The organism is Amycolatopsis sp. FU40, from assembly GCF_021903635.1.
Classification (GTDB): domain Bacteria; phylum Actinomycetota; class Actinomycetes; order Mycobacteriales; family Pseudonocardiaceae; genus Amycolatopsis; species Amycolatopsis dendrobii.
Genome location: NZ_CP091381.1, coordinates 1640504 through 1667033, shown reverse-complemented (window position 1 = coordinate 1667033; position 26530 = coordinate 1640504). Strand labels below are relative to the sequence as shown.

General features: G+C 70.8%; 24 protein-coding genes. 6 read left to right on the top strand and 18 right to left on the bottom strand.

Features of this window, described 5'->3' with window-relative positions:
* Positions 1-63: 63 nt before the first annotated feature.
* Positions 64-2334 carry an FdhF/YdeP family oxidoreductase gene (locus tag L3Q65_RS08730; protein ID WP_182895056.1) on the top strand — a complete coding sequence of 757 codons (2271 nt, stop codon included), beginning with the start codon at positions 64-66 and terminating at the stop codon, positions 2332-2334.
* Here the strand turns inward: L3Q65_RS08730 and L3Q65_RS08725 are convergent.
* Complete coding sequence (locus L3Q65_RS08725) at positions 2312-3361, bottom strand: FUSC family protein (protein WP_182895055.1); 1050 nt, start codon at positions 3359-3361, stop codon at positions 2312-2314. The two genes, L3Q65_RS08730 and L3Q65_RS08725, sit on opposite strands and share 23 nt — an antisense overlap.
* A 326-nt stretch (positions 3362-3687) precedes the next feature.
* Between L3Q65_RS08725 and L3Q65_RS08720 the strand changes: the two genes are divergently transcribed.
* A complete protein-coding gene (locus L3Q65_RS08720; protein WP_182895054.1) occupies positions 3688-4257 on the top strand; it encodes a YbhB/YbcL family Raf kinase inhibitor-like protein in 570 nt (189 codons plus the stop codon).
* A gap of 18 nt (positions 4258-4275) precedes the next feature.
* On the opposite strand, the gene L3Q65_RS08715 is transcribed toward L3Q65_RS08720, so the two are convergent.
* The 12 genes from L3Q65_RS08715 to L3Q65_RS08660 all read right to left on the bottom strand — a co-directional run bounded on the left by L3Q65_RS08715 (position 4276) and on the right by L3Q65_RS08660 (position 17433).
* Positions 4276-5358: a zinc-binding dehydrogenase gene (locus L3Q65_RS08715; protein ID WP_182895218.1), complete on the bottom strand. Its 1083-nt coding sequence runs from the start codon at positions 5356-5358 to the stop codon at positions 4276-4278.
* Complete coding sequence (locus L3Q65_RS08710; protein ID WP_182895053.1) at positions 5358-5642, bottom strand: putative quinol monooxygenase; 285 nt, start codon at positions 5640-5642, stop codon at positions 5358-5360. Before L3Q65_RS08710 ends, L3Q65_RS08715 begins: the two co-directional genes overlap by 1 nt.
* Positions 5639-6232: a glycerol-3-phosphate responsive antiterminator gene (locus L3Q65_RS08705; RefSeq protein ID WP_182895052.1), complete on the bottom strand. Its 594-nt coding sequence runs from the start codon at positions 6230-6232 to the stop codon at positions 5639-5641. The genes L3Q65_RS08710 and L3Q65_RS08705 overlap by 4 nt, the downstream gene beginning before the upstream one ends.
* Positions 6233-6361: 129 nt before the next feature.
* The gene (locus L3Q65_RS08700; RefSeq protein ID WP_237599286.1) at positions 6362-7924 is read right to left on the bottom strand and encodes an FAD-binding oxidoreductase; all 1563 of its coding nucleotides are present in this window, start codon (positions 7922-7924) and stop codon (positions 6362-6364) included.
* Positions 7921-9606: a glycerol-3-phosphate dehydrogenase/oxidase gene (locus L3Q65_RS08695; protein WP_237599285.1), complete on the bottom strand. Its 1686-nt coding sequence runs from the start codon at positions 9604-9606 to the stop codon at positions 7921-7923. Before L3Q65_RS08695 ends, L3Q65_RS08700 begins: the two co-directional genes overlap by 4 nt.
* Positions 9607-9653: 47 nt before the next feature.
* Positions 9654-11132, bottom strand: a complete 1479-nt coding sequence (locus L3Q65_RS08690) for an FGGY-family carbohydrate kinase (protein ID WP_182895049.1) — start codon at positions 11130-11132, stop codon at positions 9654-9656.
* Positions 11129-12550 (bottom strand): MFS transporter, encoded by a 1422-nt coding sequence (locus L3Q65_RS08685; protein ID WP_182895048.1) that lies wholly within the window; start codon positions 12548-12550, stop codon positions 11129-11131. Before L3Q65_RS08685 ends, L3Q65_RS08690 begins: the two co-directional genes overlap by 4 nt.
* A gap of 158 nt (positions 12551-12708) precedes the next feature.
* Positions 12709-13440, bottom strand: coding sequence for an amino acid ABC transporter ATP-binding protein (locus tag L3Q65_RS08680; RefSeq protein WP_281390713.1), 732 nt, complete (start codon positions 13438-13440; stop codon positions 12709-12711).
* On the bottom strand, positions 13440-14930 hold the full coding sequence (locus L3Q65_RS08675; RefSeq protein WP_237599284.1) for an ABC transporter substrate-binding protein/permease: 1491 nt from the start codon (positions 14928-14930) through the stop codon (positions 13440-13442). Before L3Q65_RS08675 ends, L3Q65_RS08680 begins: the two co-directional genes overlap by 1 nt.
* A 2-nt stretch (positions 14931-14932) precedes the next feature.
* Positions 14933-15862: a formimidoylglutamase gene (gene hutG / locus L3Q65_RS08670; RefSeq protein WP_237599283.1), complete on the bottom strand. Its 930-nt coding sequence runs from the start codon at positions 15860-15862 to the stop codon at positions 14933-14935.
* Complete coding sequence (locus L3Q65_RS08665; protein WP_182895045.1) at positions 15859-16602, bottom strand: IclR family transcriptional regulator; 744 nt, start codon at positions 16600-16602, stop codon at positions 15859-15861. The genes hutG and L3Q65_RS08665 overlap by 4 nt, the downstream gene beginning before the upstream one ends.
* A 225-nt stretch (positions 16603-16827) precedes the next feature.
* Positions 16828-17433, bottom strand: coding sequence for a permease-like cell division protein FtsX (locus L3Q65_RS08660; RefSeq protein WP_237599282.1), 606 nt, complete (start codon positions 17431-17433; stop codon positions 16828-16830).
* Positions 17434-17607: 174 nt separating this feature from the next.
* On the opposite strand from L3Q65_RS08660, the gene L3Q65_RS08655 reads away from it, so the two are divergent.
* Positions 17608-19023 (top strand): 3' terminal RNA ribose 2'-O-methyltransferase Hen1, encoded by a 1416-nt coding sequence (locus tag L3Q65_RS08655; protein ID WP_237599281.1) that lies wholly within the window; start codon positions 17608-17610, stop codon positions 19021-19023.
* A gap of 82 nt (positions 19024-19105) precedes the next feature.
* A complete protein-coding gene (locus L3Q65_RS08650; RefSeq protein ID WP_237599280.1) occupies positions 19106-21661 on the top strand; it encodes a polynucleotide kinase-phosphatase in 2556 nt (851 codons plus the stop codon).
* A gap of 67 nt (positions 21662-21728) precedes the next feature.
* Here L3Q65_RS08650 and L3Q65_RS08645 read toward each other — a convergent pair whose 3' ends face one another.
* Positions 21729-22202 carry a hypothetical protein gene (locus tag L3Q65_RS08645; RefSeq protein WP_182895041.1) on the bottom strand — a complete coding sequence of 158 codons (474 nt, stop codon included), beginning with the start codon at positions 22200-22202 and terminating at the stop codon, positions 21729-21731.
* A 128-nt stretch (positions 22203-22330) separates the two neighbouring features.
* Here L3Q65_RS08645 and L3Q65_RS08640 point away from each other — a divergent pair, with 128 nt between their 5' ends.
* Positions 22331-22765 (top strand): ATP-binding protein, encoded by a 435-nt coding sequence (locus tag L3Q65_RS08640; RefSeq protein ID WP_182895040.1) that lies wholly within the window; start codon positions 22331-22333, stop codon positions 22763-22765.
* A gap of 34 nt (positions 22766-22799) precedes the next feature.
* Positions 22800-23402, top strand: coding sequence for an endonuclease (locus L3Q65_RS08635; protein ID WP_182895039.1), 603 nt, complete (start codon positions 22800-22802; stop codon positions 23400-23402).
* On the opposite strand, the gene L3Q65_RS08630 is transcribed toward L3Q65_RS08635, so the two are convergent.
* From L3Q65_RS08630 to L3Q65_RS08615, 4 genes are all read right to left on the bottom strand, one after another.
* Entirely contained in the window at positions 23399-24319 is a 921-nt protein-coding gene (locus L3Q65_RS08630) for a universal stress protein (protein WP_220508271.1), read from the bottom strand. The genes L3Q65_RS08635 and L3Q65_RS08630 overlap by 4 nt on opposite strands.
* Positions 24320-24397: 78 nt before the next feature.
* Positions 24398-24547: a hypothetical protein gene (locus L3Q65_RS08625; protein WP_182895038.1), complete on the bottom strand. Its 150-nt coding sequence runs from the start codon at positions 24545-24547 to the stop codon at positions 24398-24400.
* Between the two features lie 166 nt (positions 24548-24713).
* Positions 24714-25757, bottom strand: coding sequence for a GAF and ANTAR domain-containing protein (locus L3Q65_RS08620; RefSeq protein ID WP_237599279.1), 1044 nt, complete (start codon positions 25755-25757; stop codon positions 24714-24716).
* Between the two features lie 149 nt (positions 25758-25906).
* Positions 25907-26308 carry an STAS domain-containing protein gene (locus L3Q65_RS08615; RefSeq protein ID WP_237599278.1) on the bottom strand — a complete coding sequence of 134 codons (402 nt, stop codon included), beginning with the start codon at positions 26306-26308 and terminating at the stop codon, positions 25907-25909.
* Positions 26309-26530: the final 222 nt, after the last annotated feature.

Below are 26530 nucleotides of genomic sequence, written 5' to 3'. Positions count from 1 at the left end.
GCCCGGAACGGGCCGCCGTGCTTGAATCGGAAGGGAAGCACAGCCGCGGTCGAGAGGGTTACGGTGGACGAGCAGCGCGAGGGCCAGCCGGAGTTCAAGCCATACCACCATCCCGCCGCGGGCTGGGGCGCGGCGAAAAGCGTGACGCAGTTCCTCGTCCGGGAACGGGAACTCGTCGCGGGCCCGCGCGCGATCGTGAAGATGAACCACGAGAACGGCGGGTTCGACTGCCCCGGCTGCGCGTGGCCGGACGACACCAAGGGCCTGCATCTCGACATTTGCGAAAACGGGATCAAGCACGTCACCTGGGAGATGACGCGGAAACGCGTCGGCGCGGAATTCTTCGCCGCGCACACCCTGTCCGAACTGGACGGCTGGAGCGACACCGCGCTGGAGGCGCAGGGCAGGCTCACCGAACCGCTGCGCTACGACGAGAAGACCGACCGGTACGTCCCGATCTCGTGGGACAAGGCGTTCGAACTGGTCGGCGCCGCGCTGCGCGGCCTCGACTCCCCCGACCAGGCGGCGTTCTACACGTCCGGGCGGCTCGGCAACGAGGCGACGTTCCTGTACCAGCTGTGGGCGCGGGAGTACGGCACGAACAACCTGCCGGACTGCTCGAACATGTGCCACGAGGCGAGCGGCCGCGCGTTGCAGGCCGCCCTCGGCACCGGCAAGGGCACCGCGGACATCCACGACTGGGAGGCCGCCGACGCGCTGTTCATCATGGGCGTCAACGCGGCGTCGAACGCGCCCCGCATGCTCACCGCGCTCGCCGAAGCACATCGGCGCGGCGCGCAGATCGTGCACGTCAACCCGCTGGTCGAGGCCGGGGCCACGCGCACGATCATCCCGCACGACTTCGTCCGGATGGCGACGTTCCAGGCGACCCCGACGTCCACCCGCAACCTCCAGCCGCGCATCGGCGGCGACCTCGCCTTCATCCGGGGCATGGCAAAAGCCCTGTTCGAGATGGCGGAGACCGATCCCGAGGCGATCAACTCGGAGTTCCTCGAGACCTGCACCAGCGGCGTCGAGAAGTACCGGGTCGTCTGCGAAACCACGCCCTGGGCCGACCTGGAACGCCAGTCCGGGCTGACCGAGGCCGAAATCCGCGCGGCGGCGAAGATCTACCGCGACGCCGACCGGTCGATCATCAGCTGGTGCCTCGGCGTGACGCAGCACGAACACGGCGTCGACACCGTCCGCGAGATCGTGAACCTGTTGCTGCTGCGCGGAAACATCGGCCGCCCCGGCACCGGTCCGTCGCCGGTGCGCGGGCACAGCAACGTGCAGGGCAACCGCACCTGCGGCATCGACCACCGCCCGGCGCCGGAGTTCCTCGACAAGCTCGCCGAGGTCTGCGGCATCGACCCGCCGCGCCACCACGGACTCGACACGGTCGGCACGATCGAGGCGATGCACCGCGGCGACGTGCGCGTGTTCGTCGGCATGGGCGGCAACTTCGCGCTCGCCGCTCCCGACACTCCGTACACGGCGGCCGGGCTGCGCAAGTGCGAACTGACCGTGCAGGTCAGCACCAAACTCAACCGCAGCCACCTCGAACACGGCAAACAGGCGCTCATCCTGCCCTGCCTCGGCCGGACCGAGAAGGACTTCCAGACCGCCGGGCTGCAGTCGACGTCGGTCGAGGACGCGATGAGCATGGTCCATCTGTCCACCGGCATGAAGAAGCCCGCGTCACCGCATCTGCTGTCCGAACCCGCGATCATCGCCGGGATGGCGAGCGCGACGCTGCCGGAAAGCTCGACGCCGTGGGCGGACTACGTCGGCGACTACGACCGGATCCGCGACACGATGGCGCAGGTGCTGGACGGTTTCGAGGACTTCAACACCCGCGTCCGGGAGCCGCTGGGCTTCCGGATCCGCCAGGCCGCGCGCGAACGGGTCTTCCACACGCCGTCCGAACGCGCCGAGTTCTCGACCGCGGACCTGCCGGACGTCGTCCCCGCCGCGGGCACGCTGGCGCTGGGCACGATGCGCTCGCACGACCAGTGGAACACGACGATCTATTCGGACGACGACCGGTATCGCGGCATCAAGAACCTCCGGACGCTGGTGTTCCTGAACGCCGAGGACATGCGGGACCGCGGGCTGAGCGAGTTCGACGAGGTCGACATCACCGCCACGGCCAAGGACGGGACGACGCGTTCGGTGCGGCGTTACCGGGCGATCCCGTACGACATCCCGCGCGGGTGCGCGGCGGGGTATATGCCGGAGATGAACGTGTTGTGCGCGATCGGGGATTACAGCACGCAGAGCGATCAGCCGCTGATGAAGCATCTCAAGGTCACGGTCGAGCGTTCCGTTTGAGCGGGGTGGTGCGGCACGGGGCGCGGACCAGTACCGCTGCCCCGATGCCGGCCGCCACCCCGACGAGAGTGTCCGCTACCCGCGCGGTCAGCAGCGTCGCCGGTGCGGCGGGCGCGGCGAGTTCCGTCATCACCAGGATCAGCGGAGTGAAAAATCCCAGCGCGATCCCGTAATGCCGGGACATGAACAGCTCCGTCGGGAACAGCAGCACGATCACCGCCGATGCCAGCGGCGCGGCACCGAATCCCGGCAAGAGCAGCAAGGCCGTGACGACCAGTCCGGCGAGCGTCCCGAGGACCCGGTGCGCGCTGCGGTCCAGCACGCTGTGCAGGCGCGGATGCAACCGGCTGCGCGGATCGGCCGCCGCGAGAGGCACCGCTGCCGAGGCCATTGCCCAGTTCGCGTGGTCCACGCCGAGCAGCAACCCGACAGCACCCGCAGCGGCGATCGCCAACGCGTACCGGGCGGCGTGCACGACAGCGCAAGCGGCACCGCATTCCGGTGCGCAGTTCGACGTCCTCGGCGCGGGAGGGCGTTCCGGGCCAGTCAGTCCAATGAGGACACATCCCGCGATCGTGCCCGCGCACAAGGCGATTCCAGCCCACGGTTCGATCCGGCCGGCGGGCACCAGAGCGATCGCGCCGAGTGCGAAGATGCCGAAGAACGGTCCGCGCGGGCTCAGATCCAAGCGGTTCGTCACCAGTGCGCAGCCGAACGCGAAGACGGCCTCGGTGACCACCAGCAGCCAAGGCGGCGCATGACCGGCCGACAGCAGCACGCCCAGCGAGACGCCGCTCAGCAGCACCGCGCCTGCCTGGAGCTGGTGCCGGAAGCGGAGCGCACGCGGCTCAGCGCGGCCGTACATCCCGGCGAAGGAACCGAAAGCGGCGAAAATGATCAGGTCCGGACGGCCCGCCGCGAGCAGCGCCAGTCCTGGGATCAGCAATCCGGCCGCGACCCGGCCCGCATGCCACCATTCGCCGCCGTCGAACGAGCGCGCGGCCGCGGCCGAGGTCGCCACCGGCACCCTGTCCTCCGCTTGCTCGTTCCGCCGTTGCGCTACCGGGATCCGCCGGTCGTCCCACGATACCCGCGCGGGAGGCGGTCCCGGCCCGGATTGTGGCGCGCCACAACGAAGTCTGCGCCGGGCGTCAATCGCCGGGCCGCGTTCCAGTGTCACCAGCCGGGAGAAGCGCGTCCGGCGGCCGTCCGTTCCCGAAAGACGCGCTCCGGATGTCACTCTTGGCGGGAAACGTGGTACTCACTGCCGCTGACGCGCCGGTCCTCGCCGATTCCGGCGCACACTCTCCCCACGAAAGGACAAGAGACCACCAGCCGCCTCGGGAGCCTCCAGTGAGACGCACCAGAATCGCTCTCTTCGCCCTGCTCGTCCTCTGCGCCGCGAGTTTCAGCCCCGCCGCCGCGTCGGCGAATCCGAGACGCGACGCCTTCGCCCTCTCCAGCACCGCCTTCGCCGACGGCGGGATGATCCCCAAGGTCCACGACTGCGCCAGCAGCGGCGACGGCGACCCCGGAAAGAAGGACGAGTCGCCGCCGCTGGCCTGGTCCGGGGCGCCGGCGCAGGCCAGGAGCTACGCGATCGTCATGCACGACCTCGACAACGGCATCATCCACTGGGTCATCTACGACATCCCGGCGGGCACTTCCGCGCTGCCGCAGAACGTCGACCACGCGTATCAGCCGACGGTTCCTGCCGGGTCACGGCAGGCCTACTACCGCGGCAGCGCGAACTTCTTCGGATATCAGGGGCCGTGCACGACGGACCACACCTACGAATGGGCGGTGCACGCGCTGAACAAGGAATCGCTCACCGAGCTTGACTCGAACTCGACTACGCAGGCCGCCGAGACAGCGATCGACGCGGCCACCATCGCGACCGCTTCGCTGCGCGGCAACTCGTAACGGAACGAGGGGCGCGGTTCAGAAGGCGATCACCTGACGGACCGCGCCTCCGTCCCGCAGCCGGGCGAACCCGGCGTTGATCTCGTCCAGCGCGATCGAATGCGTCAGCAACGCCTCCACCGGCAGCAACCCCGCCTGGTACAGCGCGATGAACCGGGGCACGTCCCGCCGCGGCACGCACGAACCCAGGTAGCTGCCCCGCAGGGTTTTCTCCTCGGCTACCAGGCTTTGCGCGGGCAGGGTCAGTCCGGCGGACGGGTCCGGCAGGCCCACGGTGACCGTCGTTCCGCCGGGCCGGGTCGTTTCGTAAGCCTGGCTCAGCGCAGCGACCACGCCGGTGGTGTCGACGGCGTAATCCACTCCGCCGCCGGTCCGCTCGCGGATCTCCGCGACGTCACCGGTCAGCACCGTGGCGCCCAGCGAACGCGCCAGCTCCCGCTTGCTCTCGACCGGATCGACCGCGAGCAGCGTGCCGGCGCCGGCGGCCTTCGCGGCGAGCAGCGCCGAGAGGCCGACCCCGCCGAGACCGAACACGGCCACGCTGTCGCCGGGACGCACGTCCGCCGCGTTGAACACCGCGCCGGCGCCGGTCAGCACCGCGCAGCCGAACAACGCCGCGATCTCGAACGGGAGCGCTTTGTCGATCCGCACCGCCGACCGGTCGGACACGACCACATGCGAGGCGAACGCCGAAACCCCGAGGTGGTGCAACGGATTCCCGACCGGCGACGACCACCGGACGTCCCCGCCGAGCAGCGTGCCCTCGCGGTTGGCGGCCGCGGCCGGACCGCACAGCGCGGGGCGGCCTGCCGTGCACGGGGCGCAGTCGCCGCAGGAGGGCACGAAGGTCAGGACTACGTGTTCGCCGGGCTGGAAGTCGCTGCCCGGCCCGGCCTCGACCACCTCGCCGGCCGCCTCGTGGCCGAGCACCATCGGCACCGGACGGGGCCGTGACCCGTCGATCACCGAAAGGTCCGAATGGCACAGCCCGGCCGCGCGCACCCGCACCAGCAGTTCGCCGGGACCGGGCGGGGCCAGCGTCAGCGTCTCGATCTCCAGCGGTTTCCCGACCTCGCGCAGGACCGCGCCGCGGACCTCCATCACGCGCCGACCGGGACGCAGCGGGTGACCTGCCGGTCCGACAGCAGCGGCACGACCTCGCCGAGCACGATCCGGGTGAAATGCTCCGACGCGCAATGCGCGGTGAAATCCGCCTCGCTGTCGTACTCCTCGACGATCACCACGACGCCGTCCTCGACTCCCGTGTGGACGGTGTACCGCCTGCACCCGGGCTCGCGCCGTGACGCCTCCGCCATCGGGCCGAGCAGTTCGACGACCCGGTCCCGCTCCGCGGTCGCATACCGGGCCACCACTACGAAACTCATTCTTCTCCTGTACGCAGCCGGGACCGGGTCAGCGACCACAGCCCCGGATCGGAGGACGCGGCAGCCGCCGCGCCCATCGCCAACGAATGCGCCACCCCGTCGCGGTCGGTGACGAAACCGGCCGCGACGAACGGCGACATGACTTCCCGCGCCGCCGCCGACATCCACGGGATGATCGGGGCGGGCATCAGCTCCACCAGGTCCGGGCCGCTGCGCTTGACCGCCTCCAGGCTCCGGTTGAGGTTCGAGCGGTCGGTGACGAACACCTTGTGCATCGTCAGCATCGACAGCGCCCGCGCCCGTTCGATCGGCGCGACCCGGGTGCTGACCACCCCGGCCGCCCCGATCTCCTGGAGGAAGTCCACGCCCGCGCGGTCGGTGGCGAGGCCGGGGCACGAATCGATGTTGACGAACACGAGCTTGTCCCGCCCGGCCAGCGCCGCGACGATCTTCGGCAGCTGCCCGACCGGCACCGACGCCAGGATCCCGACGCGGGACGCCGCGGCCACGAAATCCGGCACCTTCGCGACGCCGACGACCGACGCGCACACCGGGACGTCCTCGAACGCCGCCGTGATCTTCTCGTTCATGGCCTCCACCGTTTCATGCCTTCCGCGCCGTCCCTCGCCCGTCCCGCCGCCGCGCCCCCGCTTCCGGTCCCGGCCTCGCTGTCCGCTCGGCCGGTCAGCGAGTTCGCGCCCCGGCCCGTCAGGGACCGGTCAGCTGGCCGAGTCGAGCGGGTTCGGGCCGAGGTCGGTCGGCAGGCCGAGCTTCCCCGGGTTCAGCAGCCCAGCCGGGTCCAAAGCACGCTTCACCTCGACGAACGTCCCGAATCCGCTGCCGAGCGCATCCGCCAGATACGGCCCGCGGAGCAGCCCAGACCCGTGATGGTGGCTCAGCGCCGCCCCGTGCCGCACCAGGACCGCGTTCGCCGCGTCCCATGCCGACCGGTACCAGTGCCGCCGCTTCTCCGGCTCCACGTCGCCGCGCAGCGAGAAGTACAGGCAGGCCCCGTCGGTGTAGGCGTGCGACTGGTGCGCGGACGCGGCCAGCGTGCCCGGCACCGCCCGGATCGCGGCCACCACCTCGTCGTAGATCGCCGGGAGCGCGGACCACGAACCGGCCATCTCGAGGGTGTCGGCGACGAAGCCCGGCCCCGGCGTGAACCCGTCGGCGGACTTGCCGACCAGCATCCGCTCGTCCAGCCAGCGTTCGAACACCGGCTGACCGTCCACTTCGGACCCGGTCGCGGCGCATTCCTCGGCGCTGACCTTGATCATGGCGTCGACCAGGACCGGGTCGCCCTCGTCGGCGATCAGCAGCAGGTTGGTGTCCGGCCGGCCGAAGTGCGTGCCGCTCTCCAGCTTGTCGTACAGCCGCATCGCGGCCGGGGTCGCGCCGCGCTGCATGATCCGGCGGCAGGCGTCGAGCCCGGCGGCGAACGTCTCGAAGCCGTACGCGATGGCCTTCGAGTACGTCGGCAGCGGGTGCGTGCGCAGCCGGACCGCGGTGATCACGCCGAGCGTGCCCTCCGAACCGACGAACAGCTGCCGCAGGTCCGGGCCGGTCGCGGCGCGCGGGTAGTCGCCGAAGCGGGCCAGGGTTCCGTCGGCGAGGACGACGTCGAGGCCGACGACCATGTCCTCGATTTTCCCGTACCGGGTGGACAACTGACCGGCGCCGCGGCAGGCCACCCAGCCGCCGACCGTGGAGATCGCGAACGCGGACGGCCAGTGCCCGGTGGTCGCGCCGTGGGTCTCCTGCAGTTCCTTCTCGAACAGGTCGCCGAACATGCCCGCCTGGACTTCGACGATCTGCGATTCGGCGTCGAACGACACGATCTTGTTGAGCCCGCACACATCCAGCACGACCCCGCCGTACACCGGCAGCGCGGCGCCGGTGACGTTGCTGCGCCCCGCCGACACGGTCAGCGGCACCCGGTGCTCGCCGCACAGCCGGACCGCGGCCTGGATCTGCTCGACGGTGCTCACCTCGGCGACCACCGCGTCCGGGGTCGCCGGGGCGTCCGCGGTCTCGCCGATCATCGAGCCCGCCCACCAGTCGCGGGTGCGCAGCACGACCTCGTCGCGGTCGGTGTGCACCGCGTCCGCCAGCTCGCGCAACGCCTCGGTCAGCGCGGCGGGCACCGGCACGGCGGCCGTCTGCAGCGACGCGTCGCCCTTGCCCGGCTCGGTGCGTCCGCCCCAGCGCGGCGGAGTCGGCGCGCCGACCACGTAATTGCCCCGGTTGAACGGGTGCGTGACGGTCTGACGGCTGATCATGCGTTGGCTCCCAACAGGTTGTCTCCGAACAGGATCGACTTCTCCCGGGCGACGTCCGCCCGGTACTGGTCCACTTGCGCGGCCACGGTTTCCGGGCTCAGGCCGAGTTCCGCGCCGAGCAGTTCGCCGACGAGCGGGGCGGCGTCGACCGACGCGTCCCGAGCGAACAGCCGCAGCCGCGTGCGCCGCGACAGCACGTCGTCCACCGAGCGCGCCATCTCCGAACGGGCCGCGAACACGACCTCGGCCTTGAGGAACGGCTGCCCGTCGATGAGCGGCTCCCCCAGCGCCGGGTTCTCGTCGGCCAGCGCGCTCACGAACCGCGCCTCGGTGCCGTACCGGCCGCCGAGGTGCGCGGCGACGCCGCCGGTCGCGCCGGTCGCCTCCGCGTCGTATCCGGCGCCGCCGATCAGCGGCAGGTTCTTGGTGCGGCACTTGGCTTTCCGGCCCAGCAGGCCGAGCGCCTCGTCCACGACCAGCTCGCCCATGTGCCGGCTCGTGGTGAGCTTGCCGCCGGTCACCGTGACCATGCCCGCGGAGACCGTGATGTGGTGATCGCGGCGCATGTCCAGCGTCTTGCCCTCCTTGCCGCCGACGAGCGGGCGCAGGCCCGCGTAGCTGCCGAGCACGTCGCTGGCGTCGAGCTTGGTGTCGAAGGCGATCTGAGCGCCTTCGAGGAGGAAGTCCATTTCCTCGCGGGTGCAGTGCACATCCTCGGTCGAGCCGGGGTAGTCCGTGTCGGTGGTGCCGACCACGACGACGTCGCCCCACCGCGTGCAGGTGGCCCGCCGCGCGCGGCCCGGAATCGGCACGGTGACCGTGCAGTCGTTGCGGATCTTCGACCACGGCAGCACGATGTGCACCCCCTTGGCCGGGCGGACCTGCGGCTGGTGCCCGTGGTCGGCCATGCCCTCGACCCGGTCGGCCCACACGCCGGTCGCGTTGACCACGACGCGCGCGCGGACGTCGATCTGCTCGCCGTCGGCCTGCACCGTCGCGCCGGTGACCCGTCCGCCCGCAGTACGCAAGCCGGTCACCTCGGCCCCGTTCACCACGACCGCGCCGAGCCGGGCCGCGCTGCGCACGATCGCCAGCGTCAGCCGGGCGTCGTCCGCGCGGCTGTCGTAGTACATCAGGCCGCCCTTGAGGTTCTCCGCGCGCAGAGTCGGGGCGTGCGCGAGCACCTCGTCCACGGTCAATCGCTGGTGCAGTTTGCCGATCCGCCAGCCGCCCGCGAGGTCGTATGTCCACAAGAGACTCTCGAACGCCTTGGCGATGCGGGCGTCGAACACGCCGTCCTTGGCCAGGATCGGGAACAGGAAAGGCAGCCGCTGCACCAGATGCGGGGCATTGCGGCGGAACCGCTGCCGTTCCAGCAGCGAATGCCGGACCAGGTCGAGGTTGCCCTGCTCGATGTAGCGCAGCCCGCCGTGCACCATCTTGGACGACTTCGACGAGGTTCCGGACGCGAAGTCGGCGCGCTCCACCAGCGCCACCTTCAGGCCGCGAGAGGCGGCGTCGAGCGCGGTGTAGGCGCCGGTGACGCCGCCGCCGATGACCAGCACGTCGAACGTGCCGGTTTCGAGGTCGGTCAGCGCGGCGCGGCGGTCCAGCCGCAACGGCGCGGACAGGGTCGCCCTCGCGGCGACGGCGTTCGGCCGTCGGGACGGCAGTGTGAACATGAGCTTGTCTCTCCACTCAGAAGTTTGAAAACGTCCACTGAGGACGGTCAGGACAGCGAGACCGCGAGCACGTCCTGCCAGCGGTCCCGCAGTTCGCGCCGTTCGTCCTCGGGCAGCCGAGGCTCGAAGACCTCGCCTTTGCCCTGGTGCGCAACGGCTTCGACCAGCGACGGCCACACGCCCAGCCGGACGCCCGCGAGATACGCGGCGCCCCGCAGGCTGGCAGTCGCCGAATCGGCTGCTCGTTCGATCTCGACACCCGCGAAATCGGCTTGGCTTTGCAGGAGGACGTCGCTGGCGGCCAATCCGCCGCCCGCGCGCAGGCGGGTCACCGGCCGGTTCATCGTCGTCCGCAGCGCGTCGACGGTGTCGCTCACCGCGTGCGCGATCCCGTCGAGCACCGCACGCGCCACCGCGTCGCGCGTGGTGGCCAGGCTCAGTCCGGTCAGCAGTCCGCGTGCGCCGGGCCGCTGCACCGGCGTGCGCAGCCCGGCCAGCGTCGGCACGAACCAGGTCGACGTGCTCCTCGGCTGCGCTGCCGCCAGTTCGCTGATCTCAGCGGCGGAACGGAACAACCCGAGGTCCTCGGTGAGCCACCGCAAGGCGGAACCCGTGGTCGAGGTGTAGGCCTCCAGGCTGAACCGGCTGTGTCCCGCGCTGCGCCAGCCGACCAGGCACAGCACGCCGTCGACCTCGCCGAGCCCGTCCGGCGGTTCGTCCCCGGCCAGTGCGCCGACGAACGTGCCGGTGCCGTGCACGCAGGTGCCCTGCCCCGGAGTCAACGCACCCAGCGCGATCAGCGAGGCGTGCTGATCGCCCATCACCGCGGCGATCGGCACCTCGATGCCGAGCAGTTTCGGGTCGGTGTAACCGAAGTCGCCGTCATCGTCGACCGGCGGCGGGGCTAGCGAGGCCGGGAAACCCAGTGCTGCCAGCCATTCCTGGTCCCACGCGTGCTCGCGCAGCCGGTACCCGCCGAAGGCGACGGCGTTGGTCGCCGACATGACGTAACGCGTGCGGCCGCTGAGATGCCACACGAGCCAGGTGTCGACCGAACCGAACAGCACGCGGTCTGCGGGCACGTCGAGCTGGTCGAGCTGCCGCGCGGCCCACAGGAACGGCGCGCGGGTGCCGACCGGACGGCCGGTTCTCGCCCACAGCACCGGATCCCACTCCGGGGCGAGCTTCGCCAGCTCGTCCGCGTACCGGGAGTCCTGCCACACCACGGCCGGAGCCAGCGGCCGCCCGGTCTCGCGGTCCCACAGGATCGCGGTCGCGCGCTGCGTGCACACCGACATCCCGGCGATCGCGACGCCGTTCTCCCCCGCCCACGCGATCGCCTGGCGGGCGACGTCGACGGTGCGCTCCAGCAGTTGCGCCGCGTCTTGCTCCACTCGCGACGATTCCGGATGGACGACGTCGACGGCGGTGTAGAACGACGGCCCGCAGACCCCGTCCTCGCCGACCACGGTCGCCCGGGTGCCGGTCGACCCCTCGTCGACCGCCAGGATTCCGCGCCGCGTCACGCCGTCCTCCCCGGCAGCGAGATCTCCTCGTCGTCCGGGTCGACGCCGCTGCGGGTCGGGTCCCAGCGCACGACCAGGCAGGACACCAGGCCGAGCAGCGGCACCGCGGCGAGCAGCGCGATCGTCGGGCCGAGGCCGATCGACTCCTTGATCTGCGGGAACACGTACAGCCCGATGACGCTGCCGAAGCTGCCGAGCATGCCGGTCACGCCAGTGCCGAGGGTGCGCACGTCGCTGCGATAGGACAGCGCCGCGATCGACTTGCCGTTCGCCCCGGGTCCCGCCGAATGGAAGAAGATGAACAGGAACGGCAGCAGGAACCCGATCGCGATCGGCAGCTTCCCGAAGCCCAGCCCCATCACCAGCAGGATGGCGAACGCGAAGGCGTAGCCGACCGCCGAACTGACCCGCAACCCGATCTTCCGGCCGAAGTACGCCGACAGCGCGCCGCCGGCGATCCCGGCGACATTGAAGATCATCGACCCGAGCGTCGCCGTTTCGAACTTGTCGCCGAAGATCGCGAGGCTGATCACCGGCAGGTACCAGCCGATCGCGAAGTACTGCATCGCCTGGGTCAGCGAGATCGCCGTGGACAGGAAGGTGCGCTGCAGGTAGGGCTTGCGGAACAGCACGCCCGCCTGCCGGAACCCGATCTTGCGCTCCTCGGCCGTTTCTTCGCCGCTCGCCGTTCCCGGCGTCACGTCGAAACCGTAGATCCGGCGGAGGCTGCGCGCGGCTTCGGCCAGCCGCCCCTTCGACGCGAGCCAGGACGGGCTTTCGGCGAGGAACGCGATTTGCAGCACCAGCAGCGCGAGCGCGAAGACCCCGGCCGAGCCGACCGACCACCGCCAGATCTCCACCGAAACGCCAGCCTGGTAGAAAACCAGCGTCAGCGCGAGGTTCACCGTGGTGGCGACGTACCAGACGGACTGCCACAGGTTCAGCCGTCCGCGCAGCTTCGCCGGGGTGTACTCGGCGAGCAGCGCCATCGCGACCGCGAAGTCGATGCCGTAGGCGACGCCGACCAGTGCGCGGCCGGCCCAGACCGCCTCGAAGCCGCCGCCGGTGGCGGTGAGCACCGCGCCGAGCCCGGCGATCGCCTTCGCCGCGATCAGCGGCTTGACCCGGCCGATCCGGGCGGCCAGCCAGCCGCCCGCCGGGTTGAACAGGATGGCGACCGCGGGCGCGGTCGCGGTGAGCAGGCCGACCTGGCCCGCGCTGAGCCCCAGTTCCTTGGTCATCGGCGCGAGACCGGCGCCGAGCGCGGCGTTCGAGTAGGCGTCGAGGAACAGCCCGCCCAGGACCAAATACCACAGCAGGTTCGCCTTGCGCGGCAACGCCGACAACGTGTTGATCAGCGCGGTGACCTGCGAAACATTCGCGATCGATCGCGGCACTGCGACCGTGGGAGAACTCATGGACCGCCAACTTTCTGCGCTGGCTGTCAGCGATCCCGGCATACGAAAAACAGACACGACGAAGACCGCTGACAGTGGCTCTTCGTCTGTGCCTGTCTGAGAACGCAAGATTAAGCGGCGCGCTCGCGGGCGTCAAGCTGCCCGCGAGCGCGCGTCGGTCAGAGGACCTTTTCCAGGAAAGCCTGCGCCCGCGGATTCGCGTTGCCCGCGGAGAAGAACTCCGAGGGCGGCAGGTCAGCAGCGATCTTCCCGCCGTCCACGAAGACCACGCGATCGGCGACCTTGCGAGCGAACCCCATCTCGTGGGTCACCACGAGCATCGTCATCCCGTCCTTGGCCAGCTCGGACATGATGTCGAGAACGTCCTGCACCACCTCGGGGTCCAGCGCCGAGGTCGGCTCGTCGAACAGCATCAGCTTCGGGTCCATCGCGGCGGCCCGGACGATCGCGACGCGCTGTTTCTGCCCGCCGGACAACCGGTTCGGGTACGCACCAGCGCGTTCGAGCATGCCGACGCGCTCCAGCAGGGCACGCGCCTTCGCCTCGGCTTCCTCTTTGGACCGCTTGAGCACATTCATCTGCGGCAGCACGACATTGCGCAGCACCGTCATGTTCGGGAACAGGTTGAAGTGCTGGAACACCATGCCCATCCGGGACCGCAGGCGGTCCAGGTCGACGCCGCGTCCGGTCAGGTCCTCGCCGTCGAACGTGACGCTGCCCGTCGTCGGGGTCTCCAGGAGGTTGAGGCAGCGCAGGAAGGTGGACTTCCCGCCGCCGCTGGGGCCGATCACCGCGACCACCTGGCCGGGTTCGATCGCGAAGTCGATCCCGTCGAGCACCTTGACCTCGCCGTAGGACTTGGTGAGGCCGCGGACTTCCAACAGTGCCATCAGATGTACACCGCCATCTTCTTTTCAAGGGTGCGCGTGGTGACGCTGATCAGGTTGGTGAGCAGGTAATACAGCAGGCCGATGAACAGGTACACGGTCAGCGCGTCGAAGGTGCGGGAGATGATGGTCTGCCCCACCAGGAACAGCTCGTGAATGGTCACGAAGGACACCAGCGCGGAGTTCTTCGTCAGCGACACGAATTCGTTGCCCAGCGGCGGAAGCATCCGCAGGAACGCCTGCGGGATGATCACGTGCCGCATCGCCGACACCTGCGACATGCCGCACGACCGCGCCGCTTCCAGCTGTCCGCGGTCGATGGACTGCACGGCCCCGCGGAAGATCTCGGTCACGTACGAACCGCTGTAGAGGCCGAGCGAGATGATGCCCGCGGTCATCGGCGGAAGCTGCAGGCCGAGCTGCGGCAGTCCGAAGTAGATGAAGAACAGCTGCACGACGAACGGCGTCCCGCGGATCACCGACACGTAGACGTTGCCGATCCACCGCACCGGCGCGATCTTGCTGAGCTTGGCGAATCCGCCGAGCGTGCCGAGCAGCAGGCTCAGCGCCAGAGCGAGCAGAATGACCTGCAGGCTCACCAGCAGCCCCTGCCAGAGCTGTCCCGAGGAATCGACGATGGTGGAGAAGTTGAACAGCGAGTGCCCGCCCGGCTTCGCTGCGGTGCTCTCCGCGCCGAACCATTTCTCGGTGGCCTGCTTGTACGAACCGTCGTCGCGCATCTGCTTGAGCGCGGTGTTGAACGCGGTCCGCAGTTCGGTGTCGGCTTTCTGGAAGGCGTAGCCGTAGTTCTCCTCGGTCAGCCGGTCGCCGACCTGCTTGAGGCCGCCCTGCTGCGCGATGAAGTACTTTCCGGCCGGCGCCCCGGTGACGACGGCGTCCGCCTGGCCCAGTTTCACCGACGAGAACATCTGCTCGTTGGTCTGCGCCGTGATCAGCTGCGCGGCGGGCTGGTGCTGGGTGAGCCAGTCGACGGACTTCGTGCCCACCTGGACCGCGACCCGCTTGCCGGCGAGATCCTTGAGCGAGGTGACGGAGTTGTCCTTGTCGGACACGAAAACCGCGAGCCCGCCCGGATAGTAGATGTCCGAGAAGTCGACGGCTTTCTGCCGCGCGGGGCTGATGTAGATCGCCGACGCGCCGACGTCGATCTGGTTCGCTTGCAGCGCCGGGACGATGTTCCCGAACGGCATCTGGACGAAGTCGACCTTCTTGATGCCCGCCCGCTGCGCGAGCGCCCGCACCAGGTCGACGTCGAAGCCGAGCTGGCCGCCCTTGGCGTCGGTGAACTCGAACGGCGGGAACGTGGCGTCGGTGCCGACCCGGAGCGCGGTCTGCCCGGACCGCAGCGCGGCGAGCTTCCCGCCCTGCGGTTCGGCCGCGCTCGCCGTGCTCGCTGCGCTCGCCGGCAGGAACGCGAGCAGGCAGGCCAGCAGCACGGCGCCGAGCCGCGGCCAGATTCGCTGAGGGGGCATGGTCAGTGTCCTTCCGGGACCGGACGGCTCGTCACGAGCGTGTGCGCGAGGCGGGCCGCGATCCGGGCTGTGCGGTGGTCGACGTCGTAGACGGGGTTCAGTTCGGTGATGTCGGCGAGGGCGAGCTTCGGGTCGCTCGCGACCAGCCGGCACACCTCGAGGACGACCGCGGCGGGTACGCCGAGGGTCGCGGGAGCGCTGACCCCTGGCGCCTGCGCGGCGGGGAGCACGTCGAGATCGATCGACAGATACAGCGCATCGACGTCCGCGGCGAAGGCCCGGACGAAGTCGAGAACGGGACGGCGTTCCTGGCAGTCGACGTCCAGGAGGTGGCGGGCGTTCAGCCCGGCGGCCGTCTCGAACAACGCGGCGGTGTTGCCGGGCTCGCTGATTCCGGCCACGGCGTAGGAGAATTCCGCGCCGCGCTCGGCTTCCCGGGCGGCGATCTGCCGGAACGGGGTGCCCGAGGACGCGCGGTCGGCCGTCCTCAGGTCGAAGTGCGCGTCGAGGTTGAGGATGCCGAGACGACGGCCGTCCAGCAGGCCGCTGCGGGCGAGGCCGAGGTACGAGCCGTACGCCGTTTCGTGGCCGCCGCCGAGCACCAGCGGGAGGTTTCCGTCGCTGAGCTGCTTCGCGACCAGCTCGCCGAGGTTTTCCTGCCCCGCTTCCAGCTCGTCGCCCTCGACGACGACGTCGCCCGCGTCGCTCACCACGAACTCCGGCTGGAGCGCGAACGACGCCAGCGCCTGCCGGATCGCGTCCGGCCCGCCGCGCGCTCCCGGCCGTCCGCCGTTGCGCCGGACCCCGGCGTCGCTGGCGAACCCGATCAGCGAAACGCCTGCACCGCTGGAGAATTCATTGACGGCGTGGTGCCATCGGCGGTGTTCCGGACCGCTGCCGTCCTCGCGTCCGGTCCACTTCTTCGTGCTCACACGTGCTCCTGCAATCGGCTGATGTCCTGCGCCGCGGCGTGGGTGAGCGTGACGAGGGAATCGCGGCGCGGGCGCACGCGGAAATCCGGGGCCATCGTGCTCACCGCGCCGACGAGAGTGCGCTGGCGGTCCAGCACCGGCACGCTCACGCCCCACACCCCCGGGTCGACCTGGCCGACGCTCTCCGCGAAGCCCTGGTCCCGGACCCGGCGCAGCTCGGTTTCGAGCTTCGCGACCTGCTCGCCGCTCAGCCCGTGCGCCTCGGCGGTCGCCGCGACCCGGTCCTCCGGCAGGTGCGCCAGCAACGCCTGCGCACTCGCCCCGAAGACGAGCGGCTTGCTCAGCCCCGGCGAAAAACTGCACCGGATCACGCGGGTCCCCTCGGCCGCTTCGACACAGAGCACGTCGTTGTCGCGAGCGATGAGGAACGCGGCGAGCTCGTCGGTGTCCGCGGCGAGCTGCCGCAGCCGCCGCTTGACGCCGCCCTGGCCCAGCGCTTCGCGACGGTAGTTCTCGGCCATCTGGACGGTGAGCGAGCCCGCGCAGTACCGGCCGCGAGTACGCGCCTGGTGCACGAGGCCAGTCTCGACGAACGTCGTCAGGTAGCGGTACACGGCACTGGACGGAATGCCCGTGCCGACGGAGATCTCCTCCGCCGTGGCGCTCTCCCGTTCGGCGAACACCGCCAGGATCCGCGCCGCTCTGGTCCCGGCTCTCCGGTTGGCATCCGCGCTAGTCATGGCGGGCACGCTACGTCTCGGCCGGGTGGGCGCCCAGAGCGTTTTCCCAGTTAATGGGAAGTTTATTCCCGGTGATTGGCTGTGCGCGGAGCGGAGCGGGCGGTCGCTCTTCGGGGCGAGTGCTCCCGCTGCCGGGCACGTTCGCGCGCACCGCTCAGCGACTGGCGGCGCCGTCGAAGCTGTGTTCGATCCGTTTCCCTCGGGGTCGAGGTCCGGAACGGGTGATCAGCGGGAGTGCTCGCCGTTGGGCAGGCAGTTCGGATCCCGGTAGCCCGGCCCGGCGAACCGGCTGCGGACCTCGTTGTCGTCGCTGACTTTCCGCGCCGCGGGGAACTGGACGCGGAACTGGCCGGCGATGCCCGCCGTGGCGTTCTGGTCCTTCGGCACCACGATGACCGAGGCGGGCATGGCGTCCGCCCCCGTCGTCTCCAGCAGCTGCGGCTGGTTCGCGAAGATCCGCCGGAACCTCGCGTAAGCCTCCTGCTGAGTCTCGGTGTAGGACCGCAGGACCCGAGGGTCGCCGCGCAGCGTCCGGGCGACAGCCGTCATCTCGGCGTCGGTTTTGAGACTGACAGTCACGGTGCCGGCGCAGACTTCGTGAGTGCCGAGCGGTATCGCACCGTCCGGCAACGCATACCCGTCGATGGCGCGCCCGTCGAACAGCCACCATCCCGAACCGCCCAGCACGGCGACGGCTGCGAGCACGAACGCCGCCGTCGCCAGCCGGTACCAGCGGCCCGCGCGCGACTGGTGCGGCAGCGCGGCCGATGGCGAAGCTGGCGCCTCCGGGCTCTTGGGCTCGTTGTCCGCACTGGTGTCCCGGTCGTTCATCACGTTTCCCAGTTCTGTGTTCGCCTGAATACAGTTTCCGGTTATCGGGCAAGAGGACGCCGCCGTTACCGAGAAAGACCGCACTGCGGCGTCGGGCACATCCCGCGCACCGCAGGCGGCGATGAGCAGGAAACTCCCGCGACACCAGCCGGCGCCGTCCGGAATACTCCCCTGGTGTTCCTGACCGTCACCACGACCCGCCAGCCCGCTTCCGACCTGGGGTTCCTGCTGCACAAGCACCCAGGCCGGGTGCAGTCGTTCGAGCTTTCCGCCGGCCAAGCGCACGTCTTCTACCCCGAGACGTCCGACACCCGGTGCACAGCCGCGCTCATGCTCGAAGTCGACCCAGTCGCCCTAGTGCGCGGCAAGTCCGGCTCCGGCGACGGGTTCACGCTGGGCCAGTACGTGAACGACCGTCCCTACGCCGCGTCGAGCCTGCTTTCCGTGGCGCTCAAGGAAGTCTTCCGCACCGCGCTCACCGGCCGGTGCAAGTCCCGTCCGGAGCTGGCGGCCAGTGCGATCCCGCTCGACATCCGGGTGCCTGCCTGTCCGGGCGGAGCCGACCTGGTGCGCCGGCTGTTCGAGCCGCTCGGCTGGACGGTCGAGGCGACGGAGCTCCCGCTCGATCCGCAGTTCCCGCGGTGGGGCGATTCGCGCTATGTCGACCTCCGGCTCACCGGCGAGCTCCGGCTGGCCGACGCGCTCAACCACGTTTACGTGCTGCTGCCCGTTCTGGACAACGCGAAGCACTACTGGGTCAGCGAAGACGAGATCGACAAGCTTGTGCGCGCCGGCGGCGACTGGCTCGCCGGGCATCCCGAGAAGGAGCTGATCACCCGCCGCTACCTCGCGCATCGCCGCGCGCTGACGGCCGCCGCGTTGACCCGGCTGGCCGAAGTGGACGATTCGGAGCCCGAGGAGATCGACAACGCGCTGGCCGAGCCCGTCGTCCTCGAAGCGCCGGACCGTCCGGTGCCGCTGGCCGAGCAGCGGCGCGGCACGATCATGGCCGTGCTCCGGTCGCTGCGAGCGCGTTCGGTCGGCGACTTCGGGTGCGGCGAGGGCGCGCTGGTGCGCGATCTGCTGGCCGAAAAATCCGTCGAGCGGATCGTGGCCGCGGACGTCTCGGCTCGCGCGTTGCAGGTCGCGGCACGGAAACTGCGGCTGGAGCGACGGTCCGAAACGGAGCGATCGAGGCTGGAGCTGCTGCAGTCCTCGCTCACCTACCGCGACGACCGGCTCGCCGGGCTCGACGCGGCGGTGCTGATGGAGGTCGTCGAGCACGTCGACCCGCCGCGGCTCGAAGCGCTGGAGCGCACGGTGTTCGAGTTCGCGGCACCGCGCGCGGTGATCGTGACCACGCCCAACCGCGAGTACAACGTGCGTTTCGAGTCGCTGCCCGCGGGCGAGCTGCGCCACCGGGACCACCGTTTCGAGTGGACGCGCGCCGAGTTCCGCGCGTGGGCGGACCGGGTCGCGAGCAGCTACGGCTACGGCTACGGCGTGCGGATGCTGCCGGTCGGTTCCGAGGATCCCGAAGTCGGCCCGGCGACGCAGCTGGCCCTGTTCACGAAAGGAGGTGCGGCATGAGCGCAGCTTGCAAGCGAATCATCGGCGTTCATGCCGACGACTCCCCGTTGACCAGCGTGAAACTCCTTGTGGAGGTGGCGGCATGAGCCCGCTTGAGATCCCCGACCTGTGCCTCGTCGTGCTGGTCGGCGCGAGCGGATCCGGCAAATCGACGTTCGGCCGCACGCACTTCAAGCCGACCGAGGTGATCTCGTCGGACTTCTGCCGCGGGCTGGTGTCCGACGACGAGAACGACCAGTCGGCGACCAAGGACGCGTTCGACGTCCTGCACTACATCGTCGGCAAGCGGCTCGCCGCCGGGCGCCTGACCGTGATCGACGCCACCAACGTGCAGCCCGGCTCGCGCAAGTCGCTGGTCGCGCTGGCCAAGGAACACGACGTGCTGCCGGTGGCGATCGTGCTGGACCCGCCGGAATCGCTGTGCGTCGCGCGCAACGCCGACCGTCCGGACCGGAACTTCGGCGCGCAGGTCGTCCGGCGCCAGCGAGACCAGCTGCGCCGCGGGTTGCGGAGTCTGCCGAAGGAAGGCTTCCGGACGGTGCACGTCTTGCGCACTCCGGAGGAGACCGCCGAAGCGACGATCACGCGCGTCCCGCTGTACAACGACTTGCGGCACGAGACCGGCCCGTTCGACATCGTCGGCGACATCCACGGCTGCCGGGTCGAACTCGAAGCGCTGCTCGCCGAACTCGGGTACGCGATCGAGCGCGACGATCAGGGCCGCGCGATCGGGGCGCGGCATCTGGAGCGAAGGGCGGTGTTCGTCGGCGATCTCGTCGACCGCGGCCCGGACACGCCGGGCGTGCTGCGGCTGGTGATGGGCATGGTGCGCGCGGGAAATGCCTTCTGTGTCACCGGAAACCACGAGCACAAGCTGTTGCGTGCGCTGCGCGGCCGGAACGTCCAGGTCACGCACGGACTCGCGGAGTCGCTGCAGCAGCTCGAGGCGGAGACGGCCGAATTCCGGGCTGAGGCACAGGAATTCATGGACGGCCTGATCAGCCACTACGTCCTGGACGGCGGCGAGCTGGTCGTCGCGCACGCCGGGATCACCGAGCGTTTCCAGGGTCGCGCGTCCGGGCGCGTGCGGAGCTTCTGCATGTACGGGCAGAGCACCGGCGAGACCGACGAATTCGGCCTGCCCGTGCGCTATCCGTGGGCGAACGAGTACCGCGGCCGCGCGATGGTCGTCTACGGCCACACCCCGGTGCCCTCCGCGGAGTGGGTGAACAACACCCTCTGCCTCGACACCGGGTGCGTGTTCGGCGGGACGCTCACCGCCTTGCGCTATCCGGAAAAGGAGATCGTCTCGGTCCCGGCGGCCGAGGTGTACTACGAACCCGCCAGGCCGTTCCCCGCCAATCCGGCGGCCGCGGAGCCGATCGCCCGGCGCGATCCGGGCGTTCTCGACGTCACCGACGTCCTGGGCCGCCGGGTGATCGAGACCGCCTACCAGAAGCGGGTCGGCGTCCGCGAGGAGAACGCCGCGGCGGCTTTGGAGGTGATGTCGCGGTTCGCGATCGACCCGCGCTGGCTGGTCTACCTGCCGCCGACCATGTCGCCGGTCGCCGCCGCGACGGCCGACGGGCTGCTGGAACACCCGCGGCAGGCGTTCGACTACTTCCGCGCGGAGGGCGTGGATTCCGTGGTGTGCGAGGAAAAGCACATGGGCTCGCGCGCGGTCGCGCTCGTGTGCCGCTCGCTCGACGCGGCCCGCGCCCGCTTCGGCGCGCCCGGCGACGCCCTCGGCGCGGTGTGGACGCGGACCGGACGGCACTTCTTCTCCGAAACGCTGACGGCCGAAGCGGTCGACCGGATCCGCGCGGCCGCGGAGAAGGCCGGTCTGTTCGACGAACTCGACTCGGATTGGCTGCTGCTCGACGGCGAATTGCTGCCGTGGAGCGCGAAGGCCGAGCAACTGCTGCGCGATCAGTACGCCGCGGTCGGCGCTGCTGCCCGCTCGGCGCTTCCGGCTGCCGTGAGCGCGCTGGCCGCCGCCGATGCGGCCGGCCTCGACGTGTCCGATTTGCTGGAGCGCACGCGCTCCCGCGCAACCAACGCGGACGCGTTCGCCCAGTCGTACCGGCGCTATTGCTGGCCGACCGACGGCCTCGACGGCGTACGCTTCGCACCCTTCCAGGTGCTGGCGTCGGCGGGCCAGGCGCATCACCAGCGGCCTCACGATTGGCACCTCGCACTGGCGGACCGGCTCGTCGAAAGCAGTGACGGTTTCCTCGCCCCGACCGGACGGTTGCCGGTCGACACCACCGATCCCGGGTCGGTCGCGGCGGCCGTCGGCTGGTGGACCGAGCTCACCGCGAAGGGCGGCGAGGGCATGGTGGTCAAACCGGCCGCCAACCTGGTCCGGGGCCCGCACGGGCTGGTGCAGCCGGGGCTGAAGGTCCGCGGCCGCGAGTACCTCCGGATCGTCTACGGCCCCGACTACACCGAGGAACGCCATTTGACCCGGTTGCGGCAGCGAGGACTCGGCCACAAGCGGTCGCTGGCGCTGCGGGAGTACGGCCTCGGCCTGGAAGCGCTGGACCGCCTCGCCCGCGACGAGCCGATGTGGCGCGTGCACGAATGCGTTTTCGCTGTGCTGGCGCTGGAATCGGAGCCGGTCGACCCTCGCTTGTAGACAGTCGAGCCGCACACAGAGAACGGTGCGCTTCCGCAGTGCTCGCGGAAGCGCACCGTTCGAATCCTCAGGCCGTGTACGGCGATCGCTGCTCCAGCGACGGGCTGACATCCGGATGCCTGCCCTGCTGCCCCGGCACCGGCGTCACCGTCGGGGCCTGCAGATCCGTCTCCGAGCGACGCGCTATCCGCTCGTCGCGATGGGCGATCGCGTCGGCCACGTCCTGCTCGCCGCGGATCCGGGCCAGCGCGCCCAGCGTCGCCGCGTGCGCCAAGGCCAGGATCAGCAAGAGCACGCCCACGCGGCCGACCACGCCCGGCAGGTCGCTGCCGCCCAGGTCGACGAGCGAGACCAAGGCGAGGACGCCCAAGGTCACGAGGTGGAACAACACGGTCACCAGCCGGGTCATCGAGGCGCCGGCTCCGGGGTCCCCGTAGGCGTTCGCGAGGTAACGGCGGCCGCTGCGGTAGATGATCTGGCCGTCCACCAGGACCAGCGCGATCCCGATCGCGAGGAACGAGAGGTATGCGTTGGTGCTCATGCCGGGTACTCCTTTCCTGCCGTGCTCCGATCCTCCGGTTACCCGTCGTGCCGCGCCGGAAACGGGCCGTTCGGGTGCCGCCGGACGGCGGTGGTTGACCTACCGCCGGACGGGGTAACCCGAACCGCATGGTTCAGCGCGACACGGACGGAACGGGCGTGCTGACCGCGGCTTCTCCCGTGGTCGAACTGCGCCTTCCGGCGAACGGGGAACTGCTCTTCCTGGCCCGGCTGGTGGCCGAGGACATCGCCGCCTCGGCGGAGTTCGCCGTCGACGAGGTCGCCGACCTCCGGCTGGCCGTCGACGAAGCGGTCGCGGCGCAGGCGCGCCGGGCGGACGACGGCGCGGTGCTGGAATGCGCGTTCCGGTGCGCCGGCCGGATGACGGTCACCGTCGCCACCACCTCGTCGTGGGCGTTCCCGCCCGGACCGGACGAGGTCGGCTGGCACATCCTGCGCGCGCTGACCGACTCGCTCGACGCCTGGACCGAACCCGCGCCCGGCACGGACGGCTGGCGGCTGTGCGTCGAATTCGCCGTGGAACCGTTCCCCGGACAGCGCTGAGTTTCGCTTCCGTCCGAACGGGAATCCGGCGTCCATGCGCCGAGTGGACGAACTCCTCGCCGAACACGGCACGACGTTCGCCGAGGAAGCCGGGATCAAGCTGGCCGACAAACCGCAGCCGCTGTACCGGTTGCTGGTCCTCACCACGCTGCTGTCGACGCGGATCAGCGCCGACATCGCGGTCGCCGCCGCCCGCGAACTCTCGCGTTCGGGCTGGCGCTCCCCCGCCGCGATGCGCGATTCCACGTGGCAGCAACGGGTTGACGCACTCGGCCGGGCCCACTACGTCCGGTATGACGAAAGCACTTCGCACCACCTCGGCGAAAGCGCCGAGTTCATCCGCGACGAGTATCGCGACGACCTGCGCCGCATGGCCGACGCCGCCGGCGGCGACCCGCGGCGGCTGGAAAAACTCATCACCGAGTTCCCGCGGATCGGCCCGACCGGCGCGCAGATCTTTTGCCGCGAAGCACAGGCGGTGTGGCCGTGGCTGCGTCCGTACTTCGACCGCAAAGCCTTGGACGGCGCGAAAAAGGCCGGGCTGCCCACCGATCCGGGACGCCTGGCGAAACTGGTGCCGGGCGACGATTCGGCCCGGCTGGCAGCGGCGCTGGTGCGGCGGAGCTCGCAGCGTTAGCCCGGGTGTTCCTCGACACCCTCCCGCACGATCGCGACCGGGCACGGCGCGTGATAAGCCATCGCGTGGCTCACCGAACCGAGGAACGCGCCCCGCAAGGCGCCGCGACCATGCCCGCCGACCACCAGCAGCGTCGCCGCTTCCGCGTGGTCCAGCAGCACCTCGGCCACACTGCCCAGCGCGACCTCCCGGCGCACCACGACGTCCGGATGCCGCTCGCCGAGACCGGTGAGGGATTCCGCGAGCAGCCGTTCGCCCTCGTCCTGCGGGGTCTGCTGCCCCTCGCCGCCGGAGCGGGCCGGGCCGAAGACGTCCTCCGGCGGTTCCGACCACACGTGCACCGCGTGCAGCACGCAGCCGTGCCGGTCAGCGAAATCGTACGCGTACCGCACCGCCGCGACGCTGGCCGGCGAGCCGTCCACACCGACCACCACGCGCCGGGACTTCTCCTTCGAAGGGCGGACCACGACGACCGGACGCGCGCTCGTGTGCACCACCTGCGAGGCGGTCGACCCGAGCAGCAGCCGGGGCAGCCCGCTGCGGCCGGACGCGCCGACCACGATCAGCTCCGCCTGCCGTCCGATGTCCGCCAGCTCCCAGCTCGCCCGCCCGAACCGCACCCGGGTGCGCACCGGCAGCCCCGGCCGCTTCCGGCCGACCTCGGCGGCGACCTCGGCCAGTTCCTTGTCCGCGTAGTCCACAACGGACTGATCGGCCACGATCTCGCCCGCGACCGGGGTGATCACGCCGGGCACGAAGTCGACGTTGGGCATCGGCAGCGTCATCGTCCGGACGACGACGAGGCACGTCCCGAGCGCCTCCGCCTCGGCGGCGGCCCAGTCGACGGCCAAGCGGGCCCCGTCGGAACCGTCGTCCCCGACCACGACTCCCGGTTCGGCCCGGTCCGCTTCGTCCATCACCGGCCTCCGTTCTCGTGCGGCGCTTTCCCGGGAGGTACCCGGTCGCCGCGCACGGCAATCGGCCCCGCGGCGGCGTCAGCGCGGCTCGGGCGGGACGGGCGGCTCCGGCGGCGGCAGCGGACCCGGTCCGGGACGCGGCGGCGGGGCGGGCTCCGGCGGGAACGGCGGCACCGGCTCCGGCGGCGACGGGACGGGCTCCGGTCCGGGCGGCACGGGGTGCACCATGACGGGCTCCTTCCTCAGTCGGCTCCAGTCCTCCGTACCCCGGCTACCCGGCGGACCGGCGCCGGACACGTCGGATCCCGGGACCCGTTCCCGCTGGGAAACCAAGCCCGCGGGACCGCTGCTGAGCAGGCGAAACCCTCGGATGACGCGCGGCGGACCCCCGTCGTCACACCGCCGGGTCCGGCTCCCCCATCTCGGCGACCGGCCCGTCCAGCTCCTCGTGCCGGGCCGCGAGCGTCCCCGCCAGGTGCACCAGCTTCACGTTGAGCTGCTGCGAGGTCCGGCGCAGCAGATCGAACGCCTCCTGCGCGTCCAGCCCCCGGCGCGCCATGATGATGCCCTTCGCCTGGCCGATGACGTCCCGGCTGTCCAGCGCGCGCCGCAGCTGGGCCTGGTTCAGCTCGTTGCGGGTCACCGCGTCCGTTTCGGCGACCGCGAGGGTCGCGTGGGTGGCCAGGAGCAGCACGACGTCCCGGTCGGCGTCGGTCAGGCCGCCGGGCGTGCGGGAGTAGAGGTTGAGCGCGCCGGAGAACCGCGACACGGCGTCGTCGACCAGTGCGGTAGCCAGTACCGCGCGCCAGCCCAGCCCCGCCGCCGACGGGGCCCACCGCGGCCACTGTCCGTCGCTGCCCAGGTCGGCTGATTCGAGGAATTCCGGACGGTCCGGCACCGCCGCGTCGTGGCACGGGCCCTCGCCCAGTTCGTACTGCAGCACGTCCAGTTCGGCGGCCTTCGGATCGGTGTAGGCGGCGGTGTGGAAGGTGCCGTCCGGTGCGCGCAGCGTGATCGACACCAGCTCGGCGGACGGCACCAGCGACGCGGTCGCGTCCACGATCAGCTGCAGGACATCGCCGACGCTCTGCGCCGCCAGGAGCATCTCCGTCAGCGACCGGAACTGCTCGCCGGAGGGCCGCAGCGATTCGTCCTCGAAGGCCAGCGCCTCGGACGCGGAAGAGGAGAACGGGACGCACTCCTCTTCGAGCACCTGGCGGGCCACCCCGCCTTCCCGGCAGGCGAAGACCGCTTCGCTCGGCTGGGCGGTCTCGCGCAGCGCGGCGAGGTCTTCGCTGGAGAACGAGGTCAGCTCGCTCAGTTCGAAGACCACCATCCTCGGCTCCGCGGCCAGCGCTTCGCCCACCTCGCCGCGCAACCCCGCCGGATCGCCGCTCAGCCGCACCACGGCCGAGTAGTCGACCGTCCCGCCTTCCACCATTCCCTCCCTGCCAGCACGGATTTCCCCAGGCGCCTGCCAACGTACTCGGATCCGGGACGCGCGGCAGTGCCCCTTCGCGTCTCCGCCCAGCTCGCGGGCACAATTGAGGCCCGGCCCTCTGAAAGGGCCGGGCCGGGCGAACGGTGTTAACCGACCTCGGCCGGCAGAGTCCGCGGAGCGGCGCCCGCTTCAACGGCGTCGGCGAGGCGTTCGACCACCCGCAGCGCCCGGTCGAGCCCGAGCAGGCGCAGCGGCCGCAGGACGGCGCGCTGGGCGGCGACCACGACGAACGCGATGCCCGCCAGCTCCGCCCCCCGCGCGGCTTCGATCAGCACTTCCAGGCCGCTGACCGAGCAGAATGTCAGGCCGGAGACATCGACGACCAGGGCAGGCGGGCCCAGCGCGATCTCCTCGGAGAGGACGTCGCGCAGCCGGTCGGTGGAGCGCTGGTCCAGTTCCGCGAAGACCGCGACGACGGTTTCACCCGCGGTGGCGGTGACCATGGTTCTCGCCGGTGCTCCCGGCAGATAAGCAAGCGTTTCGTGCATTGAGCCCTCCTCGCACATGCGAGACCGGGCCGATTCGCGCGGCCCGGCCCCAGACCCGGATCAAGCGGGCCGCTTGGGGTCAGGCGACGGCACGTGGGCTGAACCGCTCCTGCACCGACCGTACCGCAGCGCGGCGCCCGCGACCAGCCTGAGCCCCCTCGCGCCAGGGGCACTGTGGACGATCCGGACCCCGCGTCCGCCCGCGGAACCGTTCCGCACCTG